At 46.6% G+C, this 25,984-nt stretch carries 23 protein-coding genes and 1 pseudogene; 8 read left to right on the forward strand and 16 right to left on the reverse strand.

Annotated features, from left to right (window positions below):
- Positions 1 to 86: 86 nt before the first annotated feature.
- From AC58PQ_RS10715 to AC58PQ_RS10725, 3 genes are all read right to left on the reverse strand, one after another.
- Positions 87 to 1,592 carry an alpha-glucosidase/alpha-galactosidase gene (locus tag AC58PQ_RS10715; protein ID WP_497241918.1) on the reverse strand — a complete coding sequence of 502 codons (1,506 nt, stop codon included), beginning with the start codon at positions 1,590 to 1,592 and terminating at the stop codon, positions 87 to 89.
- Positions 1,593 to 1,699: 107 nt separating this feature from the next.
- Complete coding sequence (locus AC58PQ_RS10720; protein ID WP_497241919.1) at positions 1,700 to 2,638, reverse strand: AraC family transcriptional regulator; 939 nt, start codon at positions 2,636 to 2,638, stop codon at positions 1,700 to 1,702.
- A gap of 99 nt (positions 2,639 to 2,737) precedes the next feature.
- Positions 2,738 to 2,902, reverse strand: coding sequence for a hypothetical protein (locus tag AC58PQ_RS10725; RefSeq protein WP_497241920.1), 165 nt, complete (start codon positions 2,900 to 2,902; stop codon positions 2,738 to 2,740).
- Between the two features lie 206 nt (positions 2,903 to 3,108).
- Between AC58PQ_RS10725 and kduI the strand changes: the two genes are divergently transcribed.
- The 4 genes from kduI to AC58PQ_RS10745 all read left to right on the forward strand — a co-directional run bounded on the left by kduI (position 3,109) and on the right by AC58PQ_RS10745 (position 6,399).
- The gene (gene kduI, locus AC58PQ_RS10730) at positions 3,109 to 3,942 is read left to right on the forward strand and encodes a 5-dehydro-4-deoxy-D-glucuronate isomerase (RefSeq protein ID WP_497241921.1); all 834 of its coding nucleotides are present in this window, start codon (positions 3,109 to 3,111) and stop codon (positions 3,940 to 3,942) included.
- 35 nt (positions 3,943 to 3,977) lie between these two features.
- The gene (locus AC58PQ_RS10735; protein ID WP_497241922.1) at positions 3,978 to 4,733 is read left to right on the forward strand and encodes a DeoR/GlpR family DNA-binding transcription regulator; all 756 of its coding nucleotides are present in this window, start codon (positions 3,978 to 3,980) and stop codon (positions 4,731 to 4,733) included.
- A gap of 78 nt (positions 4,734 to 4,811) precedes the next feature.
- On the forward strand, positions 4,812 to 5,564 hold the full coding sequence (kduD, locus tag AC58PQ_RS10740) for a 2-dehydro-3-deoxy-D-gluconate 5-dehydrogenase KduD (protein ID WP_173108698.1): 753 nt from the start codon (positions 4,812 to 4,814) through the stop codon (positions 5,562 to 5,564).
- Between the two features lies 1 nt (position 5,565).
- Positions 5,566 to 6,399, forward strand: coding sequence for a sugar phosphate isomerase/epimerase family protein (locus tag AC58PQ_RS10745; protein WP_497241923.1), 834 nt, complete (start codon positions 5,566 to 5,568; stop codon positions 6,397 to 6,399).
- A gap of 44 nt (positions 6,400 to 6,443) precedes the next feature.
- Here the strand turns inward: AC58PQ_RS10745 and AC58PQ_RS10750 are convergent, their stop codons facing one another.
- The 3 genes from AC58PQ_RS10750 to AC58PQ_RS10760 all read right to left on the reverse strand — a co-directional run bounded on the left by AC58PQ_RS10750 (position 6,444) and on the right by AC58PQ_RS10760 (position 8,547).
- Positions 6,444 to 6,917: a GlcG/HbpS family heme-binding protein gene (locus AC58PQ_RS10750; RefSeq protein WP_497241924.1), complete on the reverse strand. Its 474-nt coding sequence runs from the start codon at positions 6,915 to 6,917 to the stop codon at positions 6,444 to 6,446.
- A 164-nt stretch (positions 6,918 to 7,081) separates the two neighbouring features.
- Positions 7,082 to 7,297 (reverse strand): hypothetical protein, encoded by a 216-nt coding sequence (locus tag AC58PQ_RS10755; protein WP_497241925.1) that lies wholly within the window; start codon positions 7,295 to 7,297, stop codon positions 7,082 to 7,084.
- 248 nt (positions 7,298 to 7,545) lie between these two features.
- A complete protein-coding gene (locus tag AC58PQ_RS10760) occupies positions 7,546 to 8,547 on the reverse strand; it encodes an LLM class flavin-dependent oxidoreductase (RefSeq protein ID WP_497241926.1) in 1,002 nt (333 codons plus the stop codon).
- A gap of 211 nt (positions 8,548 to 8,758) precedes the next feature.
- Between AC58PQ_RS10760 and AC58PQ_RS10765 the strand changes: the two genes are divergently transcribed.
- A complete protein-coding gene (locus AC58PQ_RS10765; protein WP_497241927.1) occupies positions 8,759 to 8,953 on the forward strand; it encodes a hypothetical protein in 195 nt (64 codons plus the stop codon).
- Positions 8,954 to 9,052: 99 nt separating this feature from the next.
- On the opposite strand, the gene AC58PQ_RS10770 is transcribed toward AC58PQ_RS10765, so the two are convergent.
- From AC58PQ_RS10770 to fucU, 4 genes are all read right to left on the reverse strand, one after another.
- On the reverse strand, positions 9,053 to 9,376 hold the full coding sequence (locus AC58PQ_RS10770) for a hypothetical protein (protein WP_497241928.1): 324 nt from the start codon (positions 9,374 to 9,376) through the stop codon (positions 9,053 to 9,055).
- A 288-nt stretch (positions 9,377 to 9,664) separates the two neighbouring features.
- Positions 9,665 to 12,367, reverse strand: coding sequence for a UxaA family hydrolase (locus AC58PQ_RS10775; protein ID WP_497241929.1), 2,703 nt, complete (start codon positions 12,365 to 12,367; stop codon positions 9,665 to 9,667).
- Positions 12,368 to 12,435: 68 nt separating this feature from the next.
- Positions 12,436 to 13,404 carry an aldo/keto reductase gene (locus AC58PQ_RS10780; RefSeq protein WP_497241930.1) on the reverse strand — a complete coding sequence of 323 codons (969 nt, stop codon included), beginning with the start codon at positions 13,402 to 13,404 and terminating at the stop codon, positions 12,436 to 12,438.
- A gap of 111 nt (positions 13,405 to 13,515) precedes the next feature.
- Positions 13,516 to 13,935, reverse strand: a complete 420-nt coding sequence (fucU, locus tag AC58PQ_RS10785; RefSeq protein ID WP_497241931.1) for an L-fucose mutarotase — start codon at positions 13,933 to 13,935, stop codon at positions 13,516 to 13,518.
- 129 nt (positions 13,936 to 14,064) lie between these two features.
- Here fucU and AC58PQ_RS10790 point away from each other — a divergent pair, with 129 nt between their 5' ends.
- Complete coding sequence (locus tag AC58PQ_RS10790; RefSeq protein WP_497241932.1) at positions 14,065 to 15,072, forward strand: LacI family DNA-binding transcriptional regulator; 1,008 nt, start codon at positions 14,065 to 14,067, stop codon at positions 15,070 to 15,072.
- Between the two features lie 9 nt (positions 15,073 to 15,081).
- Here the strand turns inward: AC58PQ_RS10790 and AC58PQ_RS10795 are convergent, their stop codons facing one another.
- Positions 15,082 to 15,669: a hypothetical protein gene (locus AC58PQ_RS10795; RefSeq protein WP_497241933.1), complete on the reverse strand. Its 588-nt coding sequence runs from the start codon at positions 15,667 to 15,669 to the stop codon at positions 15,082 to 15,084.
- Between the two features lie 286 nt (positions 15,670 to 15,955).
- Between AC58PQ_RS10795 and AC58PQ_RS10800 the strand changes: the two genes are divergently transcribed.
- Complete coding sequence (locus tag AC58PQ_RS10800; RefSeq protein WP_497241934.1) at positions 15,956 to 17,026, forward strand: bifunctional 3-deoxy-7-phosphoheptulonate synthase/chorismate mutase; 1,071 nt, start codon at positions 15,956 to 15,958, stop codon at positions 17,024 to 17,026.
- A 137-nt stretch (positions 17,027 to 17,163) separates the two neighbouring features.
- On the opposite strand, the gene AC58PQ_RS10805 is transcribed toward AC58PQ_RS10800, so the two are convergent.
- Complete coding sequence (locus tag AC58PQ_RS10805; protein WP_497241935.1) at positions 17,164 to 17,673, reverse strand: hypothetical protein; 510 nt, start codon at positions 17,671 to 17,673, stop codon at positions 17,164 to 17,166.
- A gap of 296 nt (positions 17,674 to 17,969) precedes the next feature.
- Between AC58PQ_RS10805 and AC58PQ_RS10810 the strand changes: the two genes are divergently transcribed.
- Positions 17,970 to 18,452, forward strand: coding sequence for a phage lytic cycle repressor MrpR family protein (locus tag AC58PQ_RS10810; RefSeq protein WP_497241977.1), 483 nt, complete (start codon positions 17,970 to 17,972; stop codon positions 18,450 to 18,452).
- Positions 18,453 to 18,537: 85 nt separating this feature from the next.
- Here AC58PQ_RS10810 and AC58PQ_RS10815 read toward each other — a convergent pair whose 3' ends face one another.
- From AC58PQ_RS10815 to AC58PQ_RS10830, 4 genes and pseudogenes are all read right to left on the reverse strand, one after another.
- Complete coding sequence (locus AC58PQ_RS10815; protein ID WP_497241936.1) at positions 18,538 to 19,458, reverse strand: EamA family transporter; 921 nt, start codon at positions 19,456 to 19,458, stop codon at positions 18,538 to 18,540.
- On the reverse strand, positions 19,455 to 20,624 hold the full coding sequence (locus tag AC58PQ_RS10820; RefSeq protein WP_497241937.1) for an iron-containing alcohol dehydrogenase: 1,170 nt from the start codon (positions 20,622 to 20,624) through the stop codon (positions 19,455 to 19,457). The genes AC58PQ_RS10815 and AC58PQ_RS10820 overlap by 4 nt, the downstream gene beginning before the upstream one ends.
- 151 nt (positions 20,625 to 20,775) lie before the next feature.
- Entirely contained in the window at positions 20,776 to 21,225 is a 450-nt protein-coding gene (locus tag AC58PQ_RS10825) for a sensor histidine kinase (RefSeq protein ID WP_497241978.1), read from the reverse strand.
- Positions 21,226 to 21,279: 54 nt separating this feature from the next.
- Positions 21,280 to 25,962, reverse strand: a pseudogene (locus AC58PQ_RS10830) (ATP-binding protein); the annotation flags it as partial.
- Positions 25,963 to 25,984 lie beyond the last annotated feature (22 nt).

A 25,984-nucleotide genomic window follows, 5' to 3' on the forward strand; every position in this document is an offset into this window, starting at 1 on the left:
AGAAGGACCGCAAGCGGCCCTTCACTCACCCACTAAATTATACCTGAAAAGCACCCAAATGAACACACTTGAAAATAAATGAACCTTTAGACTGTTGTCGTCGCGCGATCCTTACCCTTGTCAGCTTCCCCTGCATTCTTATTCGCTGCTTCACGATCCTGCTGCATATCAGCAACCGTTTTCACCTTCACACGGGCAGCCCCTTCATAGTCACGCGTCGGTATGAGGTTCCCAGCAGCAAGACGCTGTTTGGCCTCAGCAATCGCAGTACTATACTGAGGCAACCATGCCTCTTGGGCCACCAACATCTCATCAACCATTTGCCAAATTTCCTTCGGATTGCAGACAGCACCAACGAGAGGATCCATCATAAAGGCTTGACGCAGCAGCTGATCATTCCCATGTACAGCTGCTTCTACCGCTAAGCGCTGCACAGAGATGCTGACATTGCACACCGCCGCTGGGCCCAAAGGCAGATCACCGACATGCGGCATCGAGATGCCGTTCCGATCGACATAGCCTGGTGCTTCGATAATGGCATCATCCGGTAAATTCGAGATCACACCTTTATTAACCAAATTAAAATGACCACGATAAACGCGTCCTGTTTCCAGGCCTTCGATGATGTAAGAGCCATGCTCTTCACTTCGCTTCTCGCTTGCATATACGAATGCCGGATCCTTCATCCAGTTCGGGAAATCCGTTTCAAACCAACGACGTCCCTCTGTGCACACACGTAAGTATCCGCCCGTTTCACCATTAATCCAGGACCCCATATCAATCCAATCCTGAATTTCACTTGCACGCTTTCGGTACCAAGGAACATACTCACTCAAATGTCCATTAGACTCCGTGCTATAGTATCCAAAGCGGCGCAGCATATCGATCCGAACTTTCTCCGTGCGTGCATACTCAGCATGATTTTCAAAAGCATCTAATAGCCCTGCCGTTAAATCCTTGCCCTCATGAGAAGCTTGGATATACCACGTTTGATGATTAATGCCGGCACAAATAATGTCGACGTCTTTCTTAACCAACCCGTAAACGTCCGCGATTTGATGATGTCCATGCTGAACGCCGTGACAGAGGCCAATCGTGCGTACACCGCCGTACTTATTACAAGCCCAAGTTAGCATAGCCATGGGGTTCGCATAATTCAGCAGCGTAACATCAGGTGCAGCGACCTCACGAATATCATGACAAATGCGAAGCATTTCTGAGATTCCACGTTGTCCGTACATGATGCCACCAGCACACAACGTATCACCCACGCATTGGTCCACACCATATTTCAACGGAATGTCGACATCTGTTGCAAAAGCCTCGAGACCACCTACACGAATCGTGCATAGTACGTATTTCGCACCCTCTAACGCTTCCCTGCGATCCGTCGTCGCTTGAATCTGAATGGATAAGCCATTCTCTTGAATATCACGTTGGCAGAGCGCAGTCACCATCTCTAAATTGTGTGAATTAATGTCCGTAAAAGCCACTTGGATGTTATGAAATTCAGGAACAGCTAGTAAATCTCTTAGAAGTCCACGTGTGAATCCAATACTTCCTGCGCCAATGAATGCTACCTTAAATGCCATATTTATCGCCCTCTCTATCACTTCGTCTATGCTTCACATTGTACCAAGCAGATGAGAGAAACCGTTATCAAATTTCTAACTACTTCCTTATCCATGTGTCAAAAATTCTAACTTCCTTCTGGATAGACGACTTTATGTGTATTCATCGATTTTCGATATTCGGTAGGTGTAAAATTCGTATATGCTTTGAATAACATATGAAAATACTGCCGGCTGCCCACGCCGATATAATCAGAAATATCTGCAATGGGTATGTCAGTTTCGAGCAGCAGCATTTGTGCTTTTTCCATCCGTATTTCCATGAGGTAACCCATCAGGGTTTGTCCTGTCACCGCTTTGAATATTCGCTGTAAATAGCCTGGATGTAAATTCACAACCCCTGCTATTTCTTTCACTTGGATCTCGCGATCGTAATTTTGATGCATATACTCCATGCTTTGCTTCACATACCATTCGCTTTGTACCACATTGCTACATACGGTTTCACGGCGTAAACGAGCAATTCGGATTAGCAGCTGGGCAATCAGCAATTGAATCATCGTCTCACTTTTGTCGGCAGACTTATCCAACTCTAACACGAGGCTTTTCATCACATGATAGACTTCATCTGGATCACGCAGCACTAAGTAAGCGGTCTGGACCTCCAGTAAGGAGGAAAGTTGCCTCTCTTCCGCGGCAAGCTGCTGGATCGAGGGCATCACACCCTGATGCGCAGTGAAGCGAAATTCCACATTAAGCATGCGACAGGGCTCATCGTCTTCAACGATAAGACGGTGGGCAATATTCGCATCCAGCAGGATAAACTCCCCTTTTTTCAATCTCACCCTTTCGGATCGCGTGGGGGAAAGCTGAATCTCTACTTCGCAAAAGCCTTGTATCGTATACATGATCTCTGTCGCGTTATGACGGTGAAAGGGCATATGAAAGCCTTGCCATTGTTTAAAATAATAAGCAACCTCCTGCGGATGGCAGGGGTGATCCGTCAATAAAGCTGGAAACAAATTTGTCGTGTGCAGCATCCGGAGCTCCTCTCCATCCGTTCTCATGGTCATTGTACTCCCCAGTCGCCAAAAAGAAAATCCCTTCATGAGGAAGGGATTAGGTGACTACTTCTATTTGATTGTAAGTCTACAAAAGCTTTCGCTTTAGTCTCGATCCGAGACATCATCATCCGAAAATGGATGGCTTAAATTATCCATAATTTCTGCAATAGCATCACTTAGCATATCCGTCGGTGTTGTATCTTCCTCATCCGGTTGGGTTGGAATTGTATCATTGCATACACGATCGAAATAGTGACTTTTGTCCATTTGAATGTACCTCCTCATTCTTAACATCCTAATAAAATTCGCCCGTTTGCTTGTTTTGTTCACATTCTGCTGACTTTATTCACAACTTCCCAAATTTCCTGAAAAGCTCACAAGAACTCCTTGCCTAAATCGTCGATATGAAGTAAATTAAACCTATATGAACGTATATCAACACAAATAAACCAAAACTAGGGAGAGATTAAACCATGGATATCCGCTATGCCTCACATCCGAATGAAGTAAAACAATTTGACACTGAACGCCTACAAGCTGAGTTTCAAATTCAATCCTTATTTACAGAAAACCAAGTGACGTTAGTTTACTCACACGTTGACCGTTTTATTATTGGTGGCGTTCTGCCAACGACGGAAACACTTCAATTACAAGCTGACCGCAAAGAAATGGCTGCTGACTACTTCCTAGAGCGTCGTGAAATCGGCATCATCAACGTTGGAGCTAGAGGTACAATTACTGTCGATGGTACGGTTTACACGATGGATTCCAAAGACTGCATCTATATCGGTCTTGGCTCCAAAGAAATTTCTTTCGCAAGCGATGATGCAGCAAACCCAGCTAAATTCTACTTCAACTCTACACCAGCTCACACAACATACCCAACGGTTAAAGTTGCGATTAGCGAAGCAACGCCTGCTCACCTAGGCAGCATCAACACATCCAATGAGCGTACGATTTATAAATACATCCACTTAGATGGCATTCAAAGCTGTCAACTCGTAATGGGGATGACACTTTTGAAACCAGGCAACATGTGGAATACAATGCCGACTCATACGCACAACCGTCGTTCCGAGGTTTATTTCTATTTTGACATGCCAGAAGATGCTGTTGTCTTCCACATGATGGGTGAACCGCAACAAACTCGTCACGTTGTTATGCGTAATGAGCAAGCTGTCATCTCACCAAGCTGGTCCATTCACAGCGGTGTTGGCACGAACAACTATACATTCATTTGGGGCATGGCTGGCGAAAATCAAATGTTCAACGATATGGACGCCGTGGCTATGCAAGATTTAAAATAATCGGTAATCCCATTAGAAGAACGGATGAAACTAGGGTGAGTCCTCTACGTAGATATGAAACGATTATGGAAGTTTTACTCGCTCAGAAAGAAGTAACCGTAAACGAGCTGAGCGAACGACTGGAAGTAACAGGGAAAACTATTCGCGAGGATTTAGCCAAGCTGGAGGAAAAAGGGCTGCTTATCCGCATTCATGGCGGTGCCATGCTAGCTCAAAGTGATCAGTTAGGCATTCTCTCCTCGAAAGAACCGAATATCAAGCACGCAGATAAAAAATCGGAGATTGCGTCCCTCGCACTTCGATACATCCAGCCTCGCGATATCATTGCGCTGGATGGCGGCTCTACAACGCTTGAAATTGCTAGGCGGCTGGATAATCAGCCGCTTACAGTTGTAACTAACGATCTCTATATCATCTCCGAGCTTGTCCATAAAGATGAAATTCGGCTTGTTGTTCCTGGAGGTTACCGTCTGCGCAACATGCTTGCGGGACCTGAAGCGGTCGAATATGTGCGCGGGCTCAACATTCAGAAATCCTTCATTTCCGCTACTGGCGTGCATTTGCAGCATGGCTTTACGATTTATACGAATGATCTTGTCGAGTATAAGCGTGCATTAATAGACGCTAGCGCAACCGTTTATGGGGTTATCGATCACTTCAAATTCGGACAATGTGCCCTGCGAACCTTCGCTTCCTTATCCGAGGTGGCCATGATTATAACCGATAGCGGGTTGACGGAAGAAACAGCTCGGCAGTTCCGCGAAACAGGCATTCAGATTGAAACGCATTAAGTGGAACAAACTGATATACAGTGAAACCAACAGTTACACATTGAAACCAATAATCGTTTTTTTGAAAAGGAGTACATTATGACACTTTTTAATCTTTCGGGAAAAACAGCATTCGTTACGGGCGCTTCAGGTGGCCTAGGACAAGCCATGGCGATCGGACTTGCAGAAGCAGGTGCGAATGTGATTGCGGTATCCTCTTCGGAAAGCGTACAAACTGTTGAAGCTATCCGCGCATTAGGCGGCAAAGCTGAGCTTATCGCAGCAGATCTTAGCAATGAAGACATCCTGGAGGATGTTGTTGCTAGAGCGATTGGTATTTACGGCAGCATCGATATCCTGGTCAATAATGCGGGTATTATCCGCCGTACACCAGCGGTTGATCACGCACGTCAAGATTGGCACGACGTTATTGATCTGAACCTGAACTCCGCTTTCTTCCTATGCCAGTTGATTGGTCGTCATATGATCGAACGCGGCAGCGGTAAAATCGTGAATATTGCTTCCATGCTGACTTATCAAGGCGGGATTAATGTACCAGGTTACACAGCGAGTAAGCATGCCATTGCAGGTGTGACGAAAGCATTAGCTAATGAATGGGCTGGAAAAGGCATTCAAATCAATGCCATTGCCCCAGGTTATATGACGACGAATAACACGGCACCTATTCTCAAGGATGAGAAACGTACAGCTTCAATCACCGAGCGTATTCCAGCAGGTCGTTGGGGTTCACCTGAGGATCTTAAAGGCCCTGTTGTGTTCTTATCTTCGAACGCTTCCGACTACATGAACGGACACGTGCTTTGCGTGGACGGCGGATGGATGGCTAGATAGAATGGGTATCGGGACGCTCGCACATACGGTCGGACATTTGCCATTAAAGGAACTGACTGCCAAGCTAAGCGGTCGTGACATCGATTTCGTCCAGCTAGCACTTAGTAAAGCGATCAGCGATTATGATTTATCCCTTGGGAAATTAAGCCCTGCACTCGCCAATCATATTGGCGAGCAGTTCCATCGCGCAGGTGTGAGAATTGGCGTCCTCGGTTGCTACATCAACCCTATTCATCCTGATGCACAACAGCGACGTTATGAAATCGATAGATTTAAAGAGCATCTGCGCTATGCGAGAGACTTCGGCACGTCTATTGTGGCAACGCAAACAGGTGATCTCACGACGTACCTTTCGGAGGATGCTCAAGGCTACGAGGGTATTGGCTGGAACATCCTTCGGCAGACTGTGGAGGAATTAGCTGAAGAAGCAGAGCGTTGGGGCGTTCATATCGGATTAGAGCCTGTTTTTACTCATACTTTATCTAGTACTGAGAAAATGGCGCGAATCTTGGAAGAAGTGCCTTCCAGCACGTTGGGTGTTGTTTTCGATCCTGTTAATTTGCTCCCGCCGACAGCTGTTGAACCACGAGACCAGCTTGCTTTTCTAGATCATGCCTTCGAAACCTTCGGCAGTCGTATTGTGCTAACCCATCTGAAGGACTTCGTCGTTAAGAACGGTCAAGTGGATGCCGTTGAGTCTGGCAAAGGACTCTTCGAGACAGCTGCTTTTTTGAAAAAGCTTCACCAATACAAGCCAGGCGTCGATATTTCCTTGGAACGTCTTGAAGATCACACAATCGAAGAAGCGTTCAAGTTTGTTAGAAGCCTTGTGTAAAGAAGAACCCCGATTTCTCTCTATGGAGAGATGTCGGGGTTTTCTCATTTTTTAATATCCGCATCGGTAAGCACCTCGTATTGGTCGCCAAGGTGAAGCTGAAGCGCCTTTAATGTCGCCACACCAACTGCTATATCCTCCTCACCGGCCCCTCCGCTGACGCCTACCCCGCCAATGACTTGACCGTTTACCACGATGGGAAATCCGCCTACGAAAATCGCAAACTTCCCCGGCATCATCGCATGAATCCCGAAGGCTTCACCGTGGATCGTCGCCGGTCCGCCAGGCTGGTTAAACAGGTGCGTCGACCGTCTGTGCCCGCTAGCCGTAAAAGCCTTCGCCATCGCAAGCTCAGGACTCGTATTACGTGCTCCGTTCATTCGCTCTAAAGCTAACAAATAACCGCCTTCGTCGACAATACAAATCGTTTCTGCTGCCTGAGCTTCCTCCGCAGCTTGAATACCAGCAGCAATCATCACCTTCGCTTCCTCGATTTCTAGCTTCAATACGGATCTCATGATGAAGGGCCTCCTTTATCGAATCTCCATCCAAACACATTTTCCATTTATATGGGGATGATTGCGAAAAAAGTCGTAACAATCTATGTCTATAACATGCAAAAAAAGCCTAACCCGTCCCTTCAGTAAAGGACAAATTAGACTTCAGGCTTTTACTTGCTGAGTTACTTATTTGGCTGCTGTTCGCGTGCCGGTCTTGTAGGGCGCTCCACCCAATTATCACGGCTCATACGCTTCACCTGATTAATGGGATTAGAAAGATCAATGACTTCCGCTTTAAACGGTTGCTCCGCTGCAAGCTTCTCTTTGTAACCTGTTCCAGGTGCTGGCCCGCCTCCACCATTTCGTTTTCCCTTGTTCCATACGCGATTCTTGCTCATGACACCACTCCAGCGTTTTTTGTTTAAGTGTAATGGCAGACGCCAAAAAACGCAAATGCAGGTTTCAGCAGCAGCTAATCCTGCCACAAAGTACACTCCGAGCAGTTGATATCAAGATTAACTGGAAAACATAACATCCTGTTATTTTCCTCAGAAATGAGGATATCTGGCCAAAATCCTGAAAATAACTACTTAAACCCAGTTATTTCACAAATTTGATCAAATCGGCGGATATTAACTGCATATTTCTACAGCTCGAACGCCTTCGCTAGCAATCGATACGAGTGCAATCGCGCCTCGATGTTATGAATCGGCGAAACAACCATGATTTCATCGGCTTGATAAGCCTCATTCAGCTTCAAGATCTCTTCTTTTACTTGCTTCGGCGTGCCGACAATGCGCTTGTGTCGGGCGCTTCGAATCGTCGCGTAGTCATTCTCCGTATACGGATAATTAAGCGCAGTATTGACCGACGGGAACGACGGCAGCAGCATCCCCCGACCTAATGACAAGAAGAATAAGTCCGTGCTCAGCGCCAGTTGATTCGCTTCTTCCTCCGTGTCCGCGCAGATGACCAAAACCGCTGCAAGCGAGTGAGGCTTCTCATTCAAGATGGACGGTGTGAAATGTTCACGATAAATTCGCAATGCCTGCTCACAATCCGCGTTCCCAAAAAATTGCGCAAAGCCGAAAGCAGCCCCTTGATCAGCAGCAATTCTTGCACTCTCATAGGAAGAACCGAGCAGCCAAATTTCTGGTGCCGTCGGAATGATCGGCGATGCATGCAGCGCCGCAAACCGATGATTAGCCGGCAATGAATCATATAAATATCCCGTCAAATCAGCTATTTGCTGCGGGTATTGGTCAACGCCTGTATATTTACCCTCTTGCAGTGCGCGCGTAGATATCGGCATCCCGCCAGGTGCACGGCCTAGCCCCACATCGATACGCCCCGGATGTAGCGCCTCCAGCAAGCGGAAGTTTTCTGCTACTTTATATGCGCTGTAGTGAGGCATCATGATGCCTCCAGAGCCAAGTCGGATACGCTCTGTTTTGGCAGCCAAATGAGCGATCAGAACCTCAGGACTTGAGTGTGCCAACGCTTGTGAGGCATGATGCTCCGACACCCAGAAGCGGCTATAACCAATGCGGTCTGCTTCTTGAGCAAGTTCGGTCGTCTCAGCCAATGTCTGCGCCGCATTACGACCTTCACCAATTTGCGATTGATCCAAAATACTTAATTTCAACAAATGGAATCACCTCCACTTAACTGTAACACAAAAAAGAACAGAATAGCAAAAATCATAGATCATTCCCTACTAACGTCTCCAAACCATCCGAATTAATAAAAAAATCACTGAATCACTCATAATCTGACAGAATCTCTTAATTTACACCTCTACCAAACTTATCCATTAAATGATATTTTATTATATACATCCTAGTGAGGGAGAGATTGAGATGAAAACCATTTACGAGAATTATAGAGGATTCAAAATTAACAAAGATGAAAGCACCTATAACGCCATTCACGCGGATCGCATTATATTTGCTCAAACGCCGCTTAGTCAGGTCCTTGATTCAATCGATCATTACATTGATGTGACGGCAAGCTCTAATTCATCTGAAGAACTGTCACCTCTTCCCCAAAACTAAATAGCTCACCTTTTCCACGGTTGTGGATATATGAATAAGCCCGCCAAGTGGTTACCACTAGAGCGGGCTTTTCACTATTTATCTGCTATCTTACATCTGCTACAAGATGACATGCTTCACCTTCATCAGCTCCGCCACCTTCTGGAACTGGGACGCATTGTGCCCAATGGACATCGCACAGTGATGCGTCGGCGCTTCCGCAAACCAACGCGACATGTACGCCTCCGGATGCTCACGGAACTTCACTGGCGTCTGTGTATTGCCGATTTTCATGATCGGCCCATTCGTGGACTCCCCTTCGCTGGATATCAGCTTCAGCCGCCCATCGCCGGTCTGTGCCATGTTCAGCGTGGTAATCGCTCCCGTCTTCACCTTGGCTTCGACGGATACGCCCGTGCCCTGCTTGCCGTGATACAGCCCCATGCCGCGCAAAATCGGCTAAAGAATGGAATCGGATTGGACCCAATTGGCAGAAGGAATTCCTCCAAATCGAAATTCGTCCTAGGGTCGATATCACGCTGAAGAGAACAGGACTGGTAACTAAATCGTTCAAAATGCAGTTTGAAGAAGATTAAATAACTGACTTGGTGTACACCTAGACTCCCCATCTCCCACCTCAGAACCCAAAAGATGTAACAACAAACACCCACTCTCAAATCGCTGAGAGTGGGTGTTCCTTATCACTATTTCATTTACTGCAACAAATTATAATCACAACGAAACACCCAAGAAGCCACGTGTTAATTGGAAATCAACATTACCCTGCTGGTAGAGACGTGGTGTATAGGTACGCTCAATGACTTGCTTGACGCGCTCGAGAATCCTGTTCGTCCAAGCATTCGGATCTCCATTGAGCAGCACATCCAGATCATTCTCATAGTTTTGCAGCATTCCCGTTTCCGATGCTATTTGCAGCATAGGAACGAATGGATGCGTCTGCATCGGACGATTTCCGACTAACGCGATAATTAACTCTACACCCGTGGCAGCTAGGCCGGTAACCGTCTCCACCCAATGCTCGGTCGGGGTCTCCATGATGTGAAAGCCATTCCGGCGGACATGCTCACCATAGGCAATTGACGGTAGGACATTGGATGAAGTGAATATATGTTGGCTATATGAAGCCGTGGAAAGTAGACCGCTGTTCTCAGGAACAACCACTAAGCCTCCTGCGCCCACGACCATTTTGGTCAGCTTCACCAGCTGCTCTCCTTCAACGTCGGAGATGGAACCATCGCTTATGATACCAATACGCAGTCCTGCCAGACCGACTGTCTCCTTCTCAGCTGCTCCAGCTGCTGCCACTTGATCGGCAAACCATGCTTCTACCTTCTGCGTCACCTTCGTAATTCCGCCGTCAAGCTGAATGCTGGCAAATCCAAGACGTTCCGCGTCCACACCCATCTCTTCCATCTGATGGCGCATGAAGTCATTATGTGTCTTCTCGCAGCCATGCTCTAGCAGCAGACAATGCTTCACCATCGGATGTGTGATATAGCCGATCAATGTCCGGGCGAGCAGTCGTTCTGCTTGGCCACCTGAATTTCCGCATCCTTCCGTGTGCGCCAAAGCCACGAATCGAGAGAGCTCGGGTTGCCCGACACCCTGTGTATTCAGCCGTTGCGTAATCATATTGGCCACCTGTCCGGCGCAAAGACTGGTCGGCAGGATCAAGCCTATGCTGTCGCTGGCCGTGCGGTCTTGATGACGATTAAGGCTGAATTGAATGGAATTAACCGTCGCTTCAGCATCCTCTTGGATTTCAATAGGCTCTCCCGACGGTACAGGGGGATGAAGCAATGTCTCCAGCTGGCTCGCATCGTTTTGCTGCCAGTTGCGCCAGATCTGCACCTGGGCATGACCCGCCTTCTCCCCAACACTACGCTGACCGGAGGCAATTTGGAGGGTCAGCTCGAAGACCTCTTTGCCAAGCTCATTCATAGACTTGCCTTCCAGATACTGACCCGCATTGACATCCATATCATTGGACAGCAATTGGAAGCGACGGGTCGTCGTCACAACCTTGACTGTCGGCAAATAGGGGAAATTGGTGATCGAGCCGTTGCCCGTCGTAAAGAAAATCATATTGCAACCTGCAGCAACCTGTCCGGCGATGCTCTCGAGGTCATTGCCGGGGCTATCCATGAAATAAAAGCCGCCATCTTTCATGAGCTCCCCATACTCTGTGGCATAATCGAGGCGAGTGGTCGGATCTTTCTTCTGTGCAGCGCCAATGGATTTGAGATAAATGTTATATAGGCCGCGATAGATATTGCCGCCGGATGGATTTCCTTCCGCACTAGCACCATGCCAGGCGGTGCGTTCCCTGAAACGTTGCACAAGCTCCAAAAATTTACGGGCGGTTTCCACGTTGCGTACCTTCGAGAGGACAAAGGGTTCTGCGCCAATCAATTCATCGGTTTCAGCCAGACTGGCAGATCCGCCGTAGCGCACTAATTCTTCTGAAATCCAACCCAGCAGCGGGTTCGCGGATATGCCGGAAAAAGCGTCCGAGCCGCCGCACTGCAGTCCGATCTTTAGGTGGCTAATGGATTCAGGCGTCCGCTGCATCGCATTGACTGTGGGCAGCCACTCTCGTACAATCGCTTCGCACTGCACCAGATTATCTTCAAAGCTGCCTTCGAGCGACACAAACTTGTGCAGCACTTCGTTGATAGGGTAGTTATGTTCGCGTAAATACGCTTCCACCATCTTGTTGGTTACCGGTTCAATGCCATAATCCACAGCCAGAACCGCACCGACGTTGGGGTTTACCATAAATCCGGCGAGCGTCCGCAGCAGCAAGTCCAGGTTATTCGGCTTCTCCGTCCCACCCTCCGTGTGCGCCGCTGGGACAATCCCTTCGACATTAGGGTAGTTCTTCAACTCACCTTGCAGACGAGCGGCAAGCTGCTTCACATAGCTGCCCGTACGGGAGGTGGTGCCGAGAAGGACGATGTGGTTACGGGTACCCACCCCGCGGGCTTCATGGCGGCGATACCCCATAAAAGTACGAATTTCCGAGTACGCCGGCGATGCCGGGGCGGGCTGAAAGTTTTCCTCGTCTAGCACATAAGGATGAACTTGATCGGCAAAATTGGGCGCAGTCGGCAGAGCAAACTTCAGCTGACGCACGCTAAGTGCATCCAATACCGCCTCATTTATCACATAGTGCCCCGGCTGAATCGCTTGCACAGCCACGCCAAACGGCATTTCCCAAGAAAGCAGCTCTACGCCGGGATCAATTGGCTTCACAGCAAAACGATGGCCTTCCAGAACCGTATAATCTATGATCAAGGTTTGGCCTTCATAATGAATGACGGTGCCGGCGTCCAAATTGCGAGTTGCAACGGCGCAGTTATCCCCAGGCAGTGGAAGTCTAGCAACGTCATCAAATTGGTAAATTTCGTTCATCGATATCTATCTCCTTTTTGAAAACTACTCATGAAATACTTATCGTCAGAAGAGAGTAACATTAAGTTTTATGAAAATCTATCTGAATCGGGATCTACAGTAGAATAGCCAATGTCGTCCAGTGCAGGCCAAAGCTCTGAAGGAATTGGATAATTGGCAAGCTCCAACGTCTGTGCCACTCGTTCCGGCTTGCTCATGCCAACAACAGTACTCGCGACGCGGGAGTCACGCATGGAGAATTGGAGTGCAGCGGCGGCTAGAGGTACATTCCATGCCTGGCAGACTTTCATTAAGGATCGTGCACGTTCAAGCAACAAAGGAGGTGCATCACTATACGCGTAACGTGCGTAGGCATCTGGACCTTTTGCCAATATCCCGCTGCCATAAGGTGCTGCATTAATTACGGCAACTCCCAATTGATTGGCGATATCAAGCAAAGGCTCAGCTGATCGATTGAGCAGGGTATAGCGGTTATGGGTCTCAACGGCGCTAAACTCCCCTGTCTTCACATAACGGATAAGCATGTCAATAGGCCCACCAGATATTCCAATGTGATCGATGACTCCCTGATCCTTGAAATCTTTCAGCACCTCAAGAGGACCACCTGATCCCATAACATTTTCAAAGGTGGAATGTTCCGGGTCATGGATATAGACATATTGCAGACGATCTTGCCCTAACCGGATTAGACTTCCTTCAATGGATCGTTTTATTTGATCCCCGCTGAAGTCGCCCGTCCGTAAACACCGGTCTGCTTTGGTGGCGAGCACAAAACCCGATGGGAGTCCGCCGTTCTCTTTAATGACCTTGCCAATGCGGCGCTCACTCTCGCCTTCACCATAGGCCGCAGCAGTATCGAGGAAATTAATCGGGCTTGCGAAGGCAGCGCGAATCGTTTCTAGCGCAGTTTCTTCTGGTGCACTATAATTAAAGGTTTCCGGCATATCACCGAGTGGAGCTCCACCAACACAAAGCGGAGAGACAAGCAGGCCAGTTCTACCAATTGGTCGATTCGAGTAAAGGGATGCATTTGACATAAAGTAACCTCGCTTCTTATTGAGTATTAATTAGGTTTTTAATAAAATAATCTGCACTTACATCTATAATAGGTCATTCATCCAACAGAGTTAGCGATAATCCAAATATGACTAAATTACGCCTTTTCTTAAAATAATATTGGCGTACAACGCCTTCTCACTCGTCGCAACAATGGCATACGCTTTCTTTGCTCGCTCATAAAAAGCGAATCGCTCTACATACTCGATGGCCGGTGTGGCATGTTCACGAATGATCCCCTCATATTCTCCCCAGATCGGTGTTTCAACAGGATCACCAGGAACGACAGCCATGAGCGCAACCGGCTGATCGCTGTACGTATCAAGTGGATACAGGGATAATACCGCTTTCAACAATTCCGGTACGCCATGACCATCACAACGTAATAGTCGGTTGGTATGACTGGCTGCCGGGAAATTCCCATCTGCCAGAATGATTTCATCCCCATGTCCCATCTCCATCAACACTTTGAGAAGCTCGGGCGAAAGGATCGAAGGTATCCCTTTTAACATCATCAACATCTCCTTCTTAGTTTTGCGTTACCGATAACTCAAAATTAACAATTTTATGTCTTGCTGTCAATCCTTTATTTCTATACAATACAAAATAGACGATATTACGCTGGTAAAGGAGATTAACACGTGATAACAATCTATGACATCGCTGAAAAGGCCGGTGTTTCCGCTATGACGGTTTCCCGAGTGATCAATAACACGGGCCGTATCAGCGAAGAGACGCGCAAACGTGTACGGAAAGTCATGGAAGAGCTCCACTACATTCCGAACGCATTAGCACGCAGTTTAGTGTCCCATAAGACGAATCTCATTTCCTTACTCATAACGGATATTACGAATCCGTTCTATACAACACTCGCCCGAGGTGCTGAGGATGCAGCGAAAAAGGCGGGCTATCGCTTGCTTTTTGCCAATAGTGATGAGGACTACGCGAAAGAAAAGGATTACGTCGATATGATTCTCTCCACGCGTGTGGATGGCGTATTGTTCGCACCTGCCGGGGATCATTCCCTCGAAAACTTGCAGCAGCTGGAGAAGTATCAGATTCCCTTTGTTGTCTTGGACCGTGAAATTCCGGGGATTGATGCGGATCTCGTGCTTGGTGATAGCAAGGAAGGTGCTCGGAATCTAGTGGAGCATTTGATCGCACTCGGGCATCACCGAATCGCCTTAGTGAATGGTACACAGGACGTTTCAACCGCTCGTCTGCGATATACAGGTTATAACGAGGCACATCGTCTTAATGGCTTGACCCTTGATGATTCACTTGTATTACATGTGGGTTATCGTGATTTCCACGATGATTCTGCCCTTGATGAGCTGCTCCATCTGGATGAACCGCCTACCGCCATTTTTGCAGCCAATAATATGCTGGCCGTCGGCGTTATCCAATCGCTGCGCCAACGTGGCTTACAGGTGCCCGAAGACATGTCTGTCGTCTGCTTCGACGACTTCGGTCCCGCAGGTGCGATCAATCATTTCCTCACAGTGGCATCCCAACCCGCCTATCAATTTGGCCAGCTTGGGATGCAGCTCCTGATAGAACGCATAGAAGGTGAGTCTAGCAATGAGTCACGCAGGATCATTCTCCCCTCTGAACTGATCGTTCGTTCGTCGACACAGCCAAAATCATGAGAAAGCAGGCTATTGTTCTTCCCATTGGTGAACAATAGCCGCAATGATCTCTTCCTTCGTCTCCTCCGTCAACCCATTCCGAAGTTCTGTTATAAATTCAATAAAAAGCAGCGATAAGAGCTCGTTCATCTCCATATTCAGAGGGTGATGATGCTTCCAATTCATATCATCGAAAAATACACGCATCCGATTAACCTCGGCTGGGTGTAATCTGACGTTAAGGGTTAGATAAGCAGCCCTCTCTGCCTGCCCTTCCTGAAAGGATAGCCCCCATTGAAAGCCAGGTACACTTCCAGCGGCTTGGTGGTCGTTCGTGTTTGTGCTAGCAACAATGCCCCCAAATTTACTCCGAAGCTGCAAAATGTATGTATATAGATCCTTACCTTTGCGGACGTGATCCATAAAATTATCAAATAATAGCTTAACGAGAAAGGTTTTATTGACCCCGCTTAGCTCCTCTTGCGATGTGTACACAATATCCTCCAAGAAAGCATCCGCTCGGTTAAAATAGTCACGTGGTGCACGAACTTTAACCGTGTGATAGATATCCGTTGCCCCCCTCTGAAATAAGCCCGTCCATGATTTTAATGTGAGCATCGCGTATTCCCCCTTCTTCTCCCTCCTAAACTACTATTCCGAATCTAGCAGAAAAATGACTACAACACGTCTCCACGCAAAAAAAGTTGGATTCTCATAAGCAGATTCTCCACTTGCCGCATATCTTAGTGAAAGCGAACATACTTCAAAGCGGGGCTGAAAGTGTGAAGCTGATCTTTCCCTCTGGAGAGATTACTTCTAATAAGGGTGGTACCACGACTCCTCGTCCGTTGCGACTGGGGGCTATTTGCTATTTTATCAACGAAGTACGAAAGGGTGTAAAGGGATGGAAACCACGAGGTTAGATATATTAAGGGGTCGAATCGATGAAATAAACCAAGGACTCTTGGCGTTGCTCTCCGAAAGAGCACATACAGTCCAAGAAATCGGCTTGGAGAAGGAAAAGCAAGGCGTGCCGAAGTATGACCCGCTTCGCGAGAAAAGTATGCTAGAGTCATTGGTTGCACGTAATGCAGGTCCTTTCGATGACGATACGATTCGTCACCTTTTCAAACAAATTTTCCAAGCTTCGCTCACCTTACAAGAAACGGATCATAAGAAGCAACTTCTTGTTAGTCGAAAGAGGCAGCAAGCAGATACCATCATCCAGCTAGGTCCTGCTGCCATCGGCGGACCTAAACCGATCATGATCGCAGGCCCCTGCTCCGTCGAAAGCTACGCGCAAGTCCGTATGGTAGCTGCCGCTTTGAAAAGCGCTGGCGTGACTGTGCTGCGCGGCGGCGCCTTCAAGCCTCGAACATCACCATATGATTTTCAAGGTTTAGGCCTGGAAGGTTTACAAATCCTCAAAGAAGTTGCCGCTGAGTTTGGACTCCAGACGATCAGTGAAATCGTGGATCCCGCACATATTGAAATTGCAGGTCAGTACATCGATGTGATCCAAATTGGCGCAAGAAATATGCACAATTTCGAACTACTTAAAGCGGCGGGCGAGGTTCGTATTCCGATCCTATTGAAGCGCGGCTTATCCGCTACGATCGATGAATTCCTCCATGCTGCCGAGTACATCCTCTCACGTGGCAACAAGCAAGTTATGTTGATTGAACGCGGCATCCGAACCTATGAGCGAGCAACGCGAAATACACTCGATATCTCTGCTGTTCCGATACTGAAGCAAGAGAGCCACTTGCCTGTTCTCGTCGATGTTACCCATTCCACGGGACGCAAGGATATCTTCGCCCCTTGCGCCAAGGCCGCTTTGGCCGCAGGAGCGGATGGGATTATGGTCGAGGTCCACCCGAATCCAGCTACCGCCCTTTCTGATGCACAGCAGCAGCTGACGATTGAGGAGTTCAACCAATTTTATTCAGCGATCCAAAGCTCAGGCTTGTTTTAGCATCGGGGCAACTGCTTCGCTCGAGTTACTCGAGTTTTTTCGAGTAACTTCGCTCTTGGTACCACTCCCTCGTTGCCACCATCAAAAAAGCCCCCAACCCCACAGCAAGTGGAATTGGAGGCTACTCTCTTTGATTCTTATACCGTTTTATCTACAAACGCGATTCCATTCTGATCGGCGAATTTCTTCAACTTGGTCGCCATTGCCGCGATATCAAAGCGGTTTAAGGTCTTGTTATATACCCAACGCGGAGACTTACCGGTAAGCTCAATGATGATTTGACCTGGCGCGTGTACAATCTCTTTAATATTTTCCGCACCAAGCACTAATTCTCTGGCTAGCCCTCTCTTCGCGAGATTCGTTTTGGACACACGCAAGTACGGTCTCCGCACAAAATAAATAAGTACACCAACAACCAAATAGCTAAGCGTTGTATACCAGTACATTTTGTCCCCTTCGGTCTTCGTCAACGTAAACAACAAGAAGAGCGAGACCACGATGAAAAACGCGGCTAACAAGATGCTTCTTCCTTTAAATACGACCGGACGATCCGGATCTGTTGAAATCGGCGCCTTTCCTTGCTTGGCACGGGTCAGGTTTGCCTTTTTCGCATTCTTACTTACCATTCTTTCCCACTTGCGTGACATGCCTTTCACTCCCTGCGTAATAGATACCAAACTCTTCTCCTCATAATCCCATACTTAAGGCAGAATGTCGATATTTAGCTTGTCTATGCATGCAAATTTGTCGAAATTAGACTAACATTATTTAGGGCTTTCCCCTCATTGTTCCTAGTTAATCTTTCAGCTATAGTTACCTCATACCAAATTTCCAGGTATATTTACTCCACCCATCTCATATCATGTATAGTTGCTTGTTTCTGAAAACCAAATGTAATTTTTGCAGAAAACTAAGTTCAAACTTGAAGGGATGTTGATTTCGTATTCTTACTCTAGAGAAAATTCAGTTTATCGAGACACAATGTATCAATCCACAAGATGCCATCATTATTCGTCTGCTTATTGAGGGTGTCGCTCCGCACGAAATTGTTTATTTAAAAAGTAATTCCTTAGATGAAAAAAAACAAATACTTACCGTGTCTGATTCCATGGGGGGCAAAAGGTACATCCAAGTCTCCAAAATCTGTGTTGAACGGTTTCAGGCCGCGTTGAAGCAATCCAAATATTTGACGATGGGCGACCCGCAAAAGCCAAGGAAATATTCCGATCTAAGAAATAGTCCTTTCCTGATCAAAATGAGCATGTCCGACTACATCGCAAATCGAGCGATGATTACAGAATTGGATTCTGTCATTCTACGAACCATTTATATGCGACTTCGCCGATTAGCCGAATACTACGCCCTTCCAGAGCTTACACACTTAACAACTGTGAAGCTGGAAATGAAACAACTCGCTATTGTATAGCCCTAGATCATCAAAGGCCAATTGGCCTTTTTCCATGTAGAAAAAATAAGGCGGATCCCCTACTCACTAGGAGATCCACCTTATTTCATTCCGTTTGAAGACGATGAACGCGTTCTCTTCGTTTCAATAACTCAGGTAATGCAATACCTAGCATCGTAATGATTACGCCTAACCACTGCAGTCCACTTACAGACTCATGCAGCACGATAAAGGACATAATCACTGCAGTCGGCAGCTCAGCCGCACTCATGATCGTTGCCATGCCACCGCCAATTCGCGGAACACCAATTGCGAAAAACAACGGAGGGATCACGACGCCGAACAAGGCTAGCAGCAAGGCCCACGGCAATAACGATTCATGCAATGATCCGTTCCAAAGAAAGTGAGGTGGGAAGATCAGCATGACGATGATGAACGAGCCAGTTTGCATCACAGCGCCTCGCGTGATGGGCGCAATTTGCTTGGCAACCTTACCACTCATGGCAATAAACAACGCATACGTTAGTGCCGATAATAACCCCAAGCCTACACCAAGCCACGAGGGCGCTTCTACCATGCCTTTTAGATAACCACTTGCCATAATAATTCCGACAAATAAGAAAATAAGTGCGATGAGTTTATCCTTGCTGGGACGTTTCCGATCTATTAGGGCCTCCAGAATGATTCCGATCCACGTAAATTGAAACAACAAGAGAATGGCAAAGGAGGCAGACACATATTGCAAAGCCGCATAATAAAATATCCCGGTTAAACCTGAGCTTGTTCCCACTAACATGAGCGTGAGTCCTTGACGAGGTGACACCCGAAACGTTTTGGCTTCCGCTGAGCCTAGTCTAGCTGATTTGGCTGTCACAAACGCCATTAGCCACATCATGATTAGACCAAAAAAGATTTGACTGCCAACCACCTCGCCTACTTGAAAGCCAGACTCATAGGCCTTCTTGACGAATGTCGATAACAGCCCGAAGCTGATGGCTCCAGCTAGTACGTATATATAGTATTTCATGCTAACGACCTCATCAGAATGTCTCTGACGGTGTCCCTTGTCATAACTTTATATTGCCCAATGCTTGGCTTCATAAATGATTTATGCACCAATTCCTCGATCCGCTGATCATCAATCCCGTAATACCCTAGTTGATTCGGCGCTCCAAGTGAATCCCAGAATTGACGCAGTGCATGTATGCCTTCTAAGGCAACTTCATGATCCGTTTTGCCAGAAGCATCAATGCTGAAAACCGCCATGGCCAGCTTCTTCATGCGTGAAGGATCATCCTCAGCACAATGTGTCATCCAGTTAGGAAACACGATGGCAAGACCACCCCCGTGAGGGATATCGTATAAGGCGGATAAGCCATGCTCGATTTGATGTGACGCCCAGTCCCCTCCGTCTGTCCCACATGAGAGTAAACCATTAAAAACGGTTGTACCAGCATACATAATCGTAGCACGATGCTCGACATCCTGCAGATTTGACAATAGTTTCGGGGCAGTTTCCATAACAGTCAGAAGGACGGCTTCCATGAAGCGATCCATCATCGGGGTATGGTCGGTCCGATGGAAATACTGCTCAAGCACATGTGACATCATATCCACAATTCCGTATACGGTCTGATCCAGGGGTACGGATGTCGTGTAAGCAGGGTCCAAAATAGAAAAAGCCGGATAAGCCAATGGACTACTCCAGCCGCGCTTCTCATTGCGATCCCAATTCGTAATGACAGAGATGTTATTCATCTCCGAGCCCGTCGCGGCAAGCGTTAAGACTGTCCCTAGTGGAAGCGCCTTTTGCGGCTCAGCTTTCCTTGTGATGATGTCCCACACATCCCCTTCATAATAAACACCTACAGAAATTGCTTTAGCACAATCAATGACGCTTCCTCCACCTACAGCAAGGATGAGATCGATTTGCTCGCTCCGGCACAGCTCAATCCCCTTCTTAACTGTCGTCAACCTGGGGTTAGGCTCCACGCCTGACATCTCAACGACAGTCGTTTGCATATCTAGAAGCTGCTCCCGCACAGCATCGTAAACACCATTTTTCCGGATGCTACCTCCACCATAAACGAGTAGTACACGTTTACCAGTATGGCCAAGTTCCTGTTGCAATTGCTTGATCTGACCTTCGCCAAACCATAATTTCGTTGGATTATACTGAATAAATGATTGCATATGTGTGTAAACTCCTTCGATGACTAATATCTACAAAAGAGTAGTATATCACAACTCCAATTCAATCGCATTGGAAACACCTTGGGTATAGCACCTCATATCTGCAGCAAAAAACCGCACATCTCTTAGTAAGATGTACGGTTAGGAGCACTTATATGCGGTGCAAGGGCAGCGAGAATGAAATGCTGCACCCATGTCCCAGACGACTTTCCGCCCAAATTTGCCCGCCATGGTACTGCACAATTTCTTTCGCAATCGCAAGTCCTAAGCCGCTTCCGCCTGAGTTGCTGCGCGATTTGGACACTTTATAGAACCGTTCAAAAATATGCGGAAGATCCTCTTCGCTGATCCCGACACCCGTATCGGTCACCCGAATAACGAGTTCATAGGGCTCATCTCTAATTTCAATACGAACATCAATGGAACAGCCGCTTGTGGAGAATTTAATGGCATTATAGATAATATTAGAATAGACCTGTTCAATTCGATCCGTATCCACCGTTAGCATTTCTTGCCCATCCATCTGCTCCATACAGAGTGTATACGTAATTCCCGCTTTTAGCGCATCTAATTCATACTTGTCAAAAAGCTGACGAACCATCGTCGAACACGATGTTGGTGCAAGCTGGAAATGGAACTGCTTGGTTTCAAGTCGGCTCAACTGATATAAATCCGTAATCAATCGTTGTATACCGACGATGCGCATGTGCACCACGGATAAGTATTTCTTTTGCTCCTCTGGTTCCTGAATCACACCATCCAGAATCGCTTCTACATAGCCTTGTATCGACGTAAGTGGCGTCCCTAGATCATGGGATATATTCGATAAGAGATCTCGCCGCGAGGTCTCCATCAAGATCAACTCATTCGTCCGTTCTTTAACCTTGGATTCGAGATCATTGTATAATCTAGCATTCTCAATGGAAATTGCGGCTTGCGCCGATAATAGCTTGATCACATTTAAACGATCTGATGTAAATGCGTTACGAATCAAATTATTTTCCAGATAAAAGACGCCAACTAAGTTACCTTGGTGAAGAATCGGTTCACAGAAGATTGACTTACTCTCGGCTTGCCTTATATAGGGATCGTTTGTGAAAAAACCATCGTTTTCTGCATCATCTAACACGACCCCCTCTTTCATACGTGCAACATACTGGATGATAGTATGGGGTAGATTGTCACGTGATTCAAGCAAGACAGAGCTAACTGTACAGGAATCCCGCCCCGAACTTGCAAGCATCTCCGCTTCAACGTACAATCTTTCCTTATCCTTCAGAACAAGAATGCTCCGCTCCGCACCAGAAGAATACGTTACGATTTCCATCAGCCGTTTGATCAATTGCTCCAAATTCACTTCACTTGAAAGTGAACGGGATGTGTTCATAATGGTCATGAAATCAATGGCTTGTAAGGAGTAGTCACTGATTTTGGTTGCTGCCACATCTGTAGACTCCAGCAAGCTGATTAAATATCCCGGATACCGCTTGATCAGATCCTCCGCTTTCGCCGTTGCCCCCCAACTGACATAGCCGAAGTACGCATCAACAAGGTACGTTTTGGCAATTTTCTCACGTCTACGCAGCTTATAATATTTTCCAGCGAGTTCACAAGCGATAGCTTCATGATGAATGAAACCATGATCTCTTGCTTGGCGTATTGCGTTATCATATCCTTGCTCTGCCAAGTGCGTTTGACCCGTCACACGATGCCATTCTGCATGCATAAGCAGACTGAGGTGAAGAAAGTTTTCCGGACAATGCGTAGCCCACTTATCCATTTTTCGCAGCATTTTCCTCACTTGCTTCGCACAAGTCTTCTGCTCGCTCATGGACATGTCACTATATCTGGCCGAAATTGATAAGACAAAATAGAAATAATTCTCTGGCATATGAAATAAACCAAATGAAGCCGCTTGCCTCGGCTCAGCTGCTCGCCCCATTCTCATGGCATCCTCGTAATACCCAAAGAAATAATATAACATCATTTTTTTTACGGTATATACGTGTAGTATGACTTGATTCGGATGATTTACCAGTTTGCGAACAAATTGCTCGTCTTCCTCTTCATTAGTGCCGATTAACAATGGATTTACGGTCTTTCCCTCTACATTAAAAATGACCATACGAAGAAGCTCCATCATTAGAAGCGTATCATGATGATTCGTCTGCTCCAAAATCCGATAGTTTTCGGTTAAATCTTCGAGCACTTCCGTGAGCGTAACTCCCTGGAAATCTTTGATCAACACCTGGTAGGTCAGTGCATATCCCGCAAATACCAAATCACCATCTTCAATCCCGCTCCGGAACGAATCTTTTAAATGTACAAGGCAGTTTTGAAGCGGTTTTACCCATGGTGTTATGAACAATCCGAAGGAAAAATAGCTTCTACTACGAAATTGATGAGCTTGAAATCTTTCATTCATGCGATTGCTCAGTTGACCATATTGATAGCCGCTCTGATAATCGCCGAATCCAGATCCCAGAATTAAGCCATATGCGCCATACACATAAGCCATCGCAGGTGAGTTCCCGTATCTCAATGCAAGCTTTGTCATGTTAAGCATAAACAGTACAAATAGATTCGTATTCACGAAGTAGGCAGATACGGCGACACTCATCATAAGGTTCATTAATTTGGTGCGATACGCGTCTTCCATGATCGGCAAATCATAGAGCTGAAGTGTGTTTCTTCGCCCAATCAGTCGCTTTACATTTAGGTAAGCAAAGAAAATATGAGCGCTCGTAGGCGCTTCTACCAACCGAATGCCATGCTCCGCCAACACTTGCAAGCCGACCTTGACGCTTTTATGCTGCTTTCCAATATTGGTGTACAGCACCACCTGTAAGTTATACAATTCCAGCTTCTGCTCCGCGGTTGTCGCTTCTTTCAGGAGTTGTTCATAAGAGATCTCAGCTTCATCCGCTTGACCATTCAAGTAGAGTACTTCTGATTTCTCTAATCGAATGGTGTAGCTTAATTCATCCAATTCCATCCCTTTGATCTGACTCACTACTTGCAGTGCTTTATGATAATATTGAAGTGCTGATCGGTAAGCATTCGAAGCTTTCGCTTTGCGCCCTGCACTAAGATTATACTCAAGCAGTTGAATAACAGCGGTTCGCTCGGTGATCAAGTCAGAACCAATATTCAAATGATTGACGATTTCAAAAATCCGCCGTTCGATTTCAGCTTCCGTTAATTCCGAGAGAAGCAATTGGGCGATGTTCAAATGCATCTCTGTGAGCTTCTCGCTTTCAATGGAACCATAGATGGCTTCTTGAATGGAGTCATGAACAAACATAAATCGGATTTCCCGTGCACTAGAATCGCCTTCTGTATAAAATTTATAGTCCATACCTACTGGAATAATTAATCCGCTTTGAATGGAAATTTCAAGCTCCTGCAGCACATCCACAAAGGAGCAGCGCATGATAATCCCCAAAGCCTCCAAATCAAAGAAAACGCCTAAACATGATGCCAAGCGTAAAACATGTTGCGTCCTCAAAGGCATGCGCTCTAATTTCTCTGCTAGAAGAAACATTAAATTATCCGTAATTCGCAGCCTTTGAATCTCGACCATATCCCAAATCCAGCGATTACCTTCATAATTGAACGAAAGCAATTTTTGTTCGTGCAAAGCGGTTAGGAATTGTTTGACGAAAAAGGGGTTCCCCCCTGTTTTTTGCACAACTAACTCAGCCAGGTCAACGACTTGCTCTTGCCCCGTTTTCAAGGACTCTGCAATCATTTGCTTGACATCATGAATTTCCAACGATTGGAGTGTTATTTTTTCTTCAAAGAGTCGCGTTGGCAGCTTATTCAGCAACTGAACGTGCATGGACGACAACCCATTGCTCTCATATTCACTGCGATAGGAGCCAATAAACAAGAAATATTTCAACTGCGAGTCGTTGAGCAGTAGATCCAATACTTGCAAGGAGGCTGTATCCGCCCATTGTAAATCATCCATGAATAAGACAATCGGACGATCCTTGGCACAGAAAATCAATAAAAATTGCTGCAGCAAATAATGTAATCGATTCTGTGTTTCTTGTGGGGGGAGCTGCTTCGCAGCAAGTTGTTCCCCAATCAGAAGTTCAAGTTCTGGCACAAGATCCGTTAAAACTTTGCCGTTCGTTCCTAGCACCTTGAGCAAACGTATGCGATCGTCATCAAGTTGCTGATCGTTCATTGTCAGTAGCTGCCGAACGAGTTCTTGCAAGGCTTTGGCAATCGCATGATAGGAGATGTGTTGCTTATTGGGCTCGAAGCGACCCGATAAAAACAAGCCGTTATCTTTCATAATCGTCTTCATCGCTTCAGCAATTAGAAAAGACTTGCCATAGCCAGACTCTCCTGTGACCCAGACTGCCTCTAATGAGCCATGAACCGCATGACTATAGCGGCGCAGCAACCTCGTGATCTCTTGCGAGCGACCATATAAGCCTTGCGGGATCTGAAACATATCCGTCATATCATAACAACCCACTGTGAATTCCTGAATACCTTCATCGGAATTGACCATCATTAACACTTGCTCAAGATCTTGAATGATCCCATACGCGCTTTGATAACGGTCTTCAGCATCCTTAGAAAGCAGCTTCATGATAATATCAGACAACGGCTGCGGAATTCCCATCCTTAAGCTTGCCGGTGGTGTCGGCGTGACGGCAAAATGACAATGCAGCAGTTCTAACGGTTCCTCTGTTTGAAATGGCAGACATCCCGTGATCATCTCATACAAGGTGACCCCAAGTGAGTAGTAATCCGTTCGATAGTCAATAATCCGGTTCATGCGCCCCGTCTGTTCAGGCGACATGTAACTGAGGGTTCCTTCTAGCAATAAGGGATTAAGCATTTCTTGACGTTCTCTCGTAAACGAAGAAATACTGAAATCGCCCAGTTTCATAATTCGCTTTTGCTGATTCATAATAATATTACTAGGCTTGATATCCTTATGAATGATATAGCGTTGGTGAACCTCGCCAATAATTTTGACCAAATGGATAGCTGCTTGTAGAAAGGCATCAATCGATTGTCGAAACAGCGGAAAGTACGCAGCAAGCGTTTCCCCCTCAAAGTCCTCCATCACCAACGCTACACTATTTTGATACTTCGGCAACGCAAGAGGCTTAACAATGCCAGGGATGTCAAGTATCTTCCCAATTTCATATTCACGCTTTAACCTAGCGACATCTGTAGCAATCGGGAAGTCAGAGCGCAGCGTCTTAATGATCACCTTCTCGCCTGTTGGTTTATGTATGCCGCGGTACAGTACGGTTCGCTCACCCTGATAGATTTGTCTGAACGTCTCATAATCTGGCAAAATTAACATAGTACCCTCCTAGTAAATCTCG

It is taken from the genome of Paenibacillus sp. J22P143 (assembly GCF_059692035.1).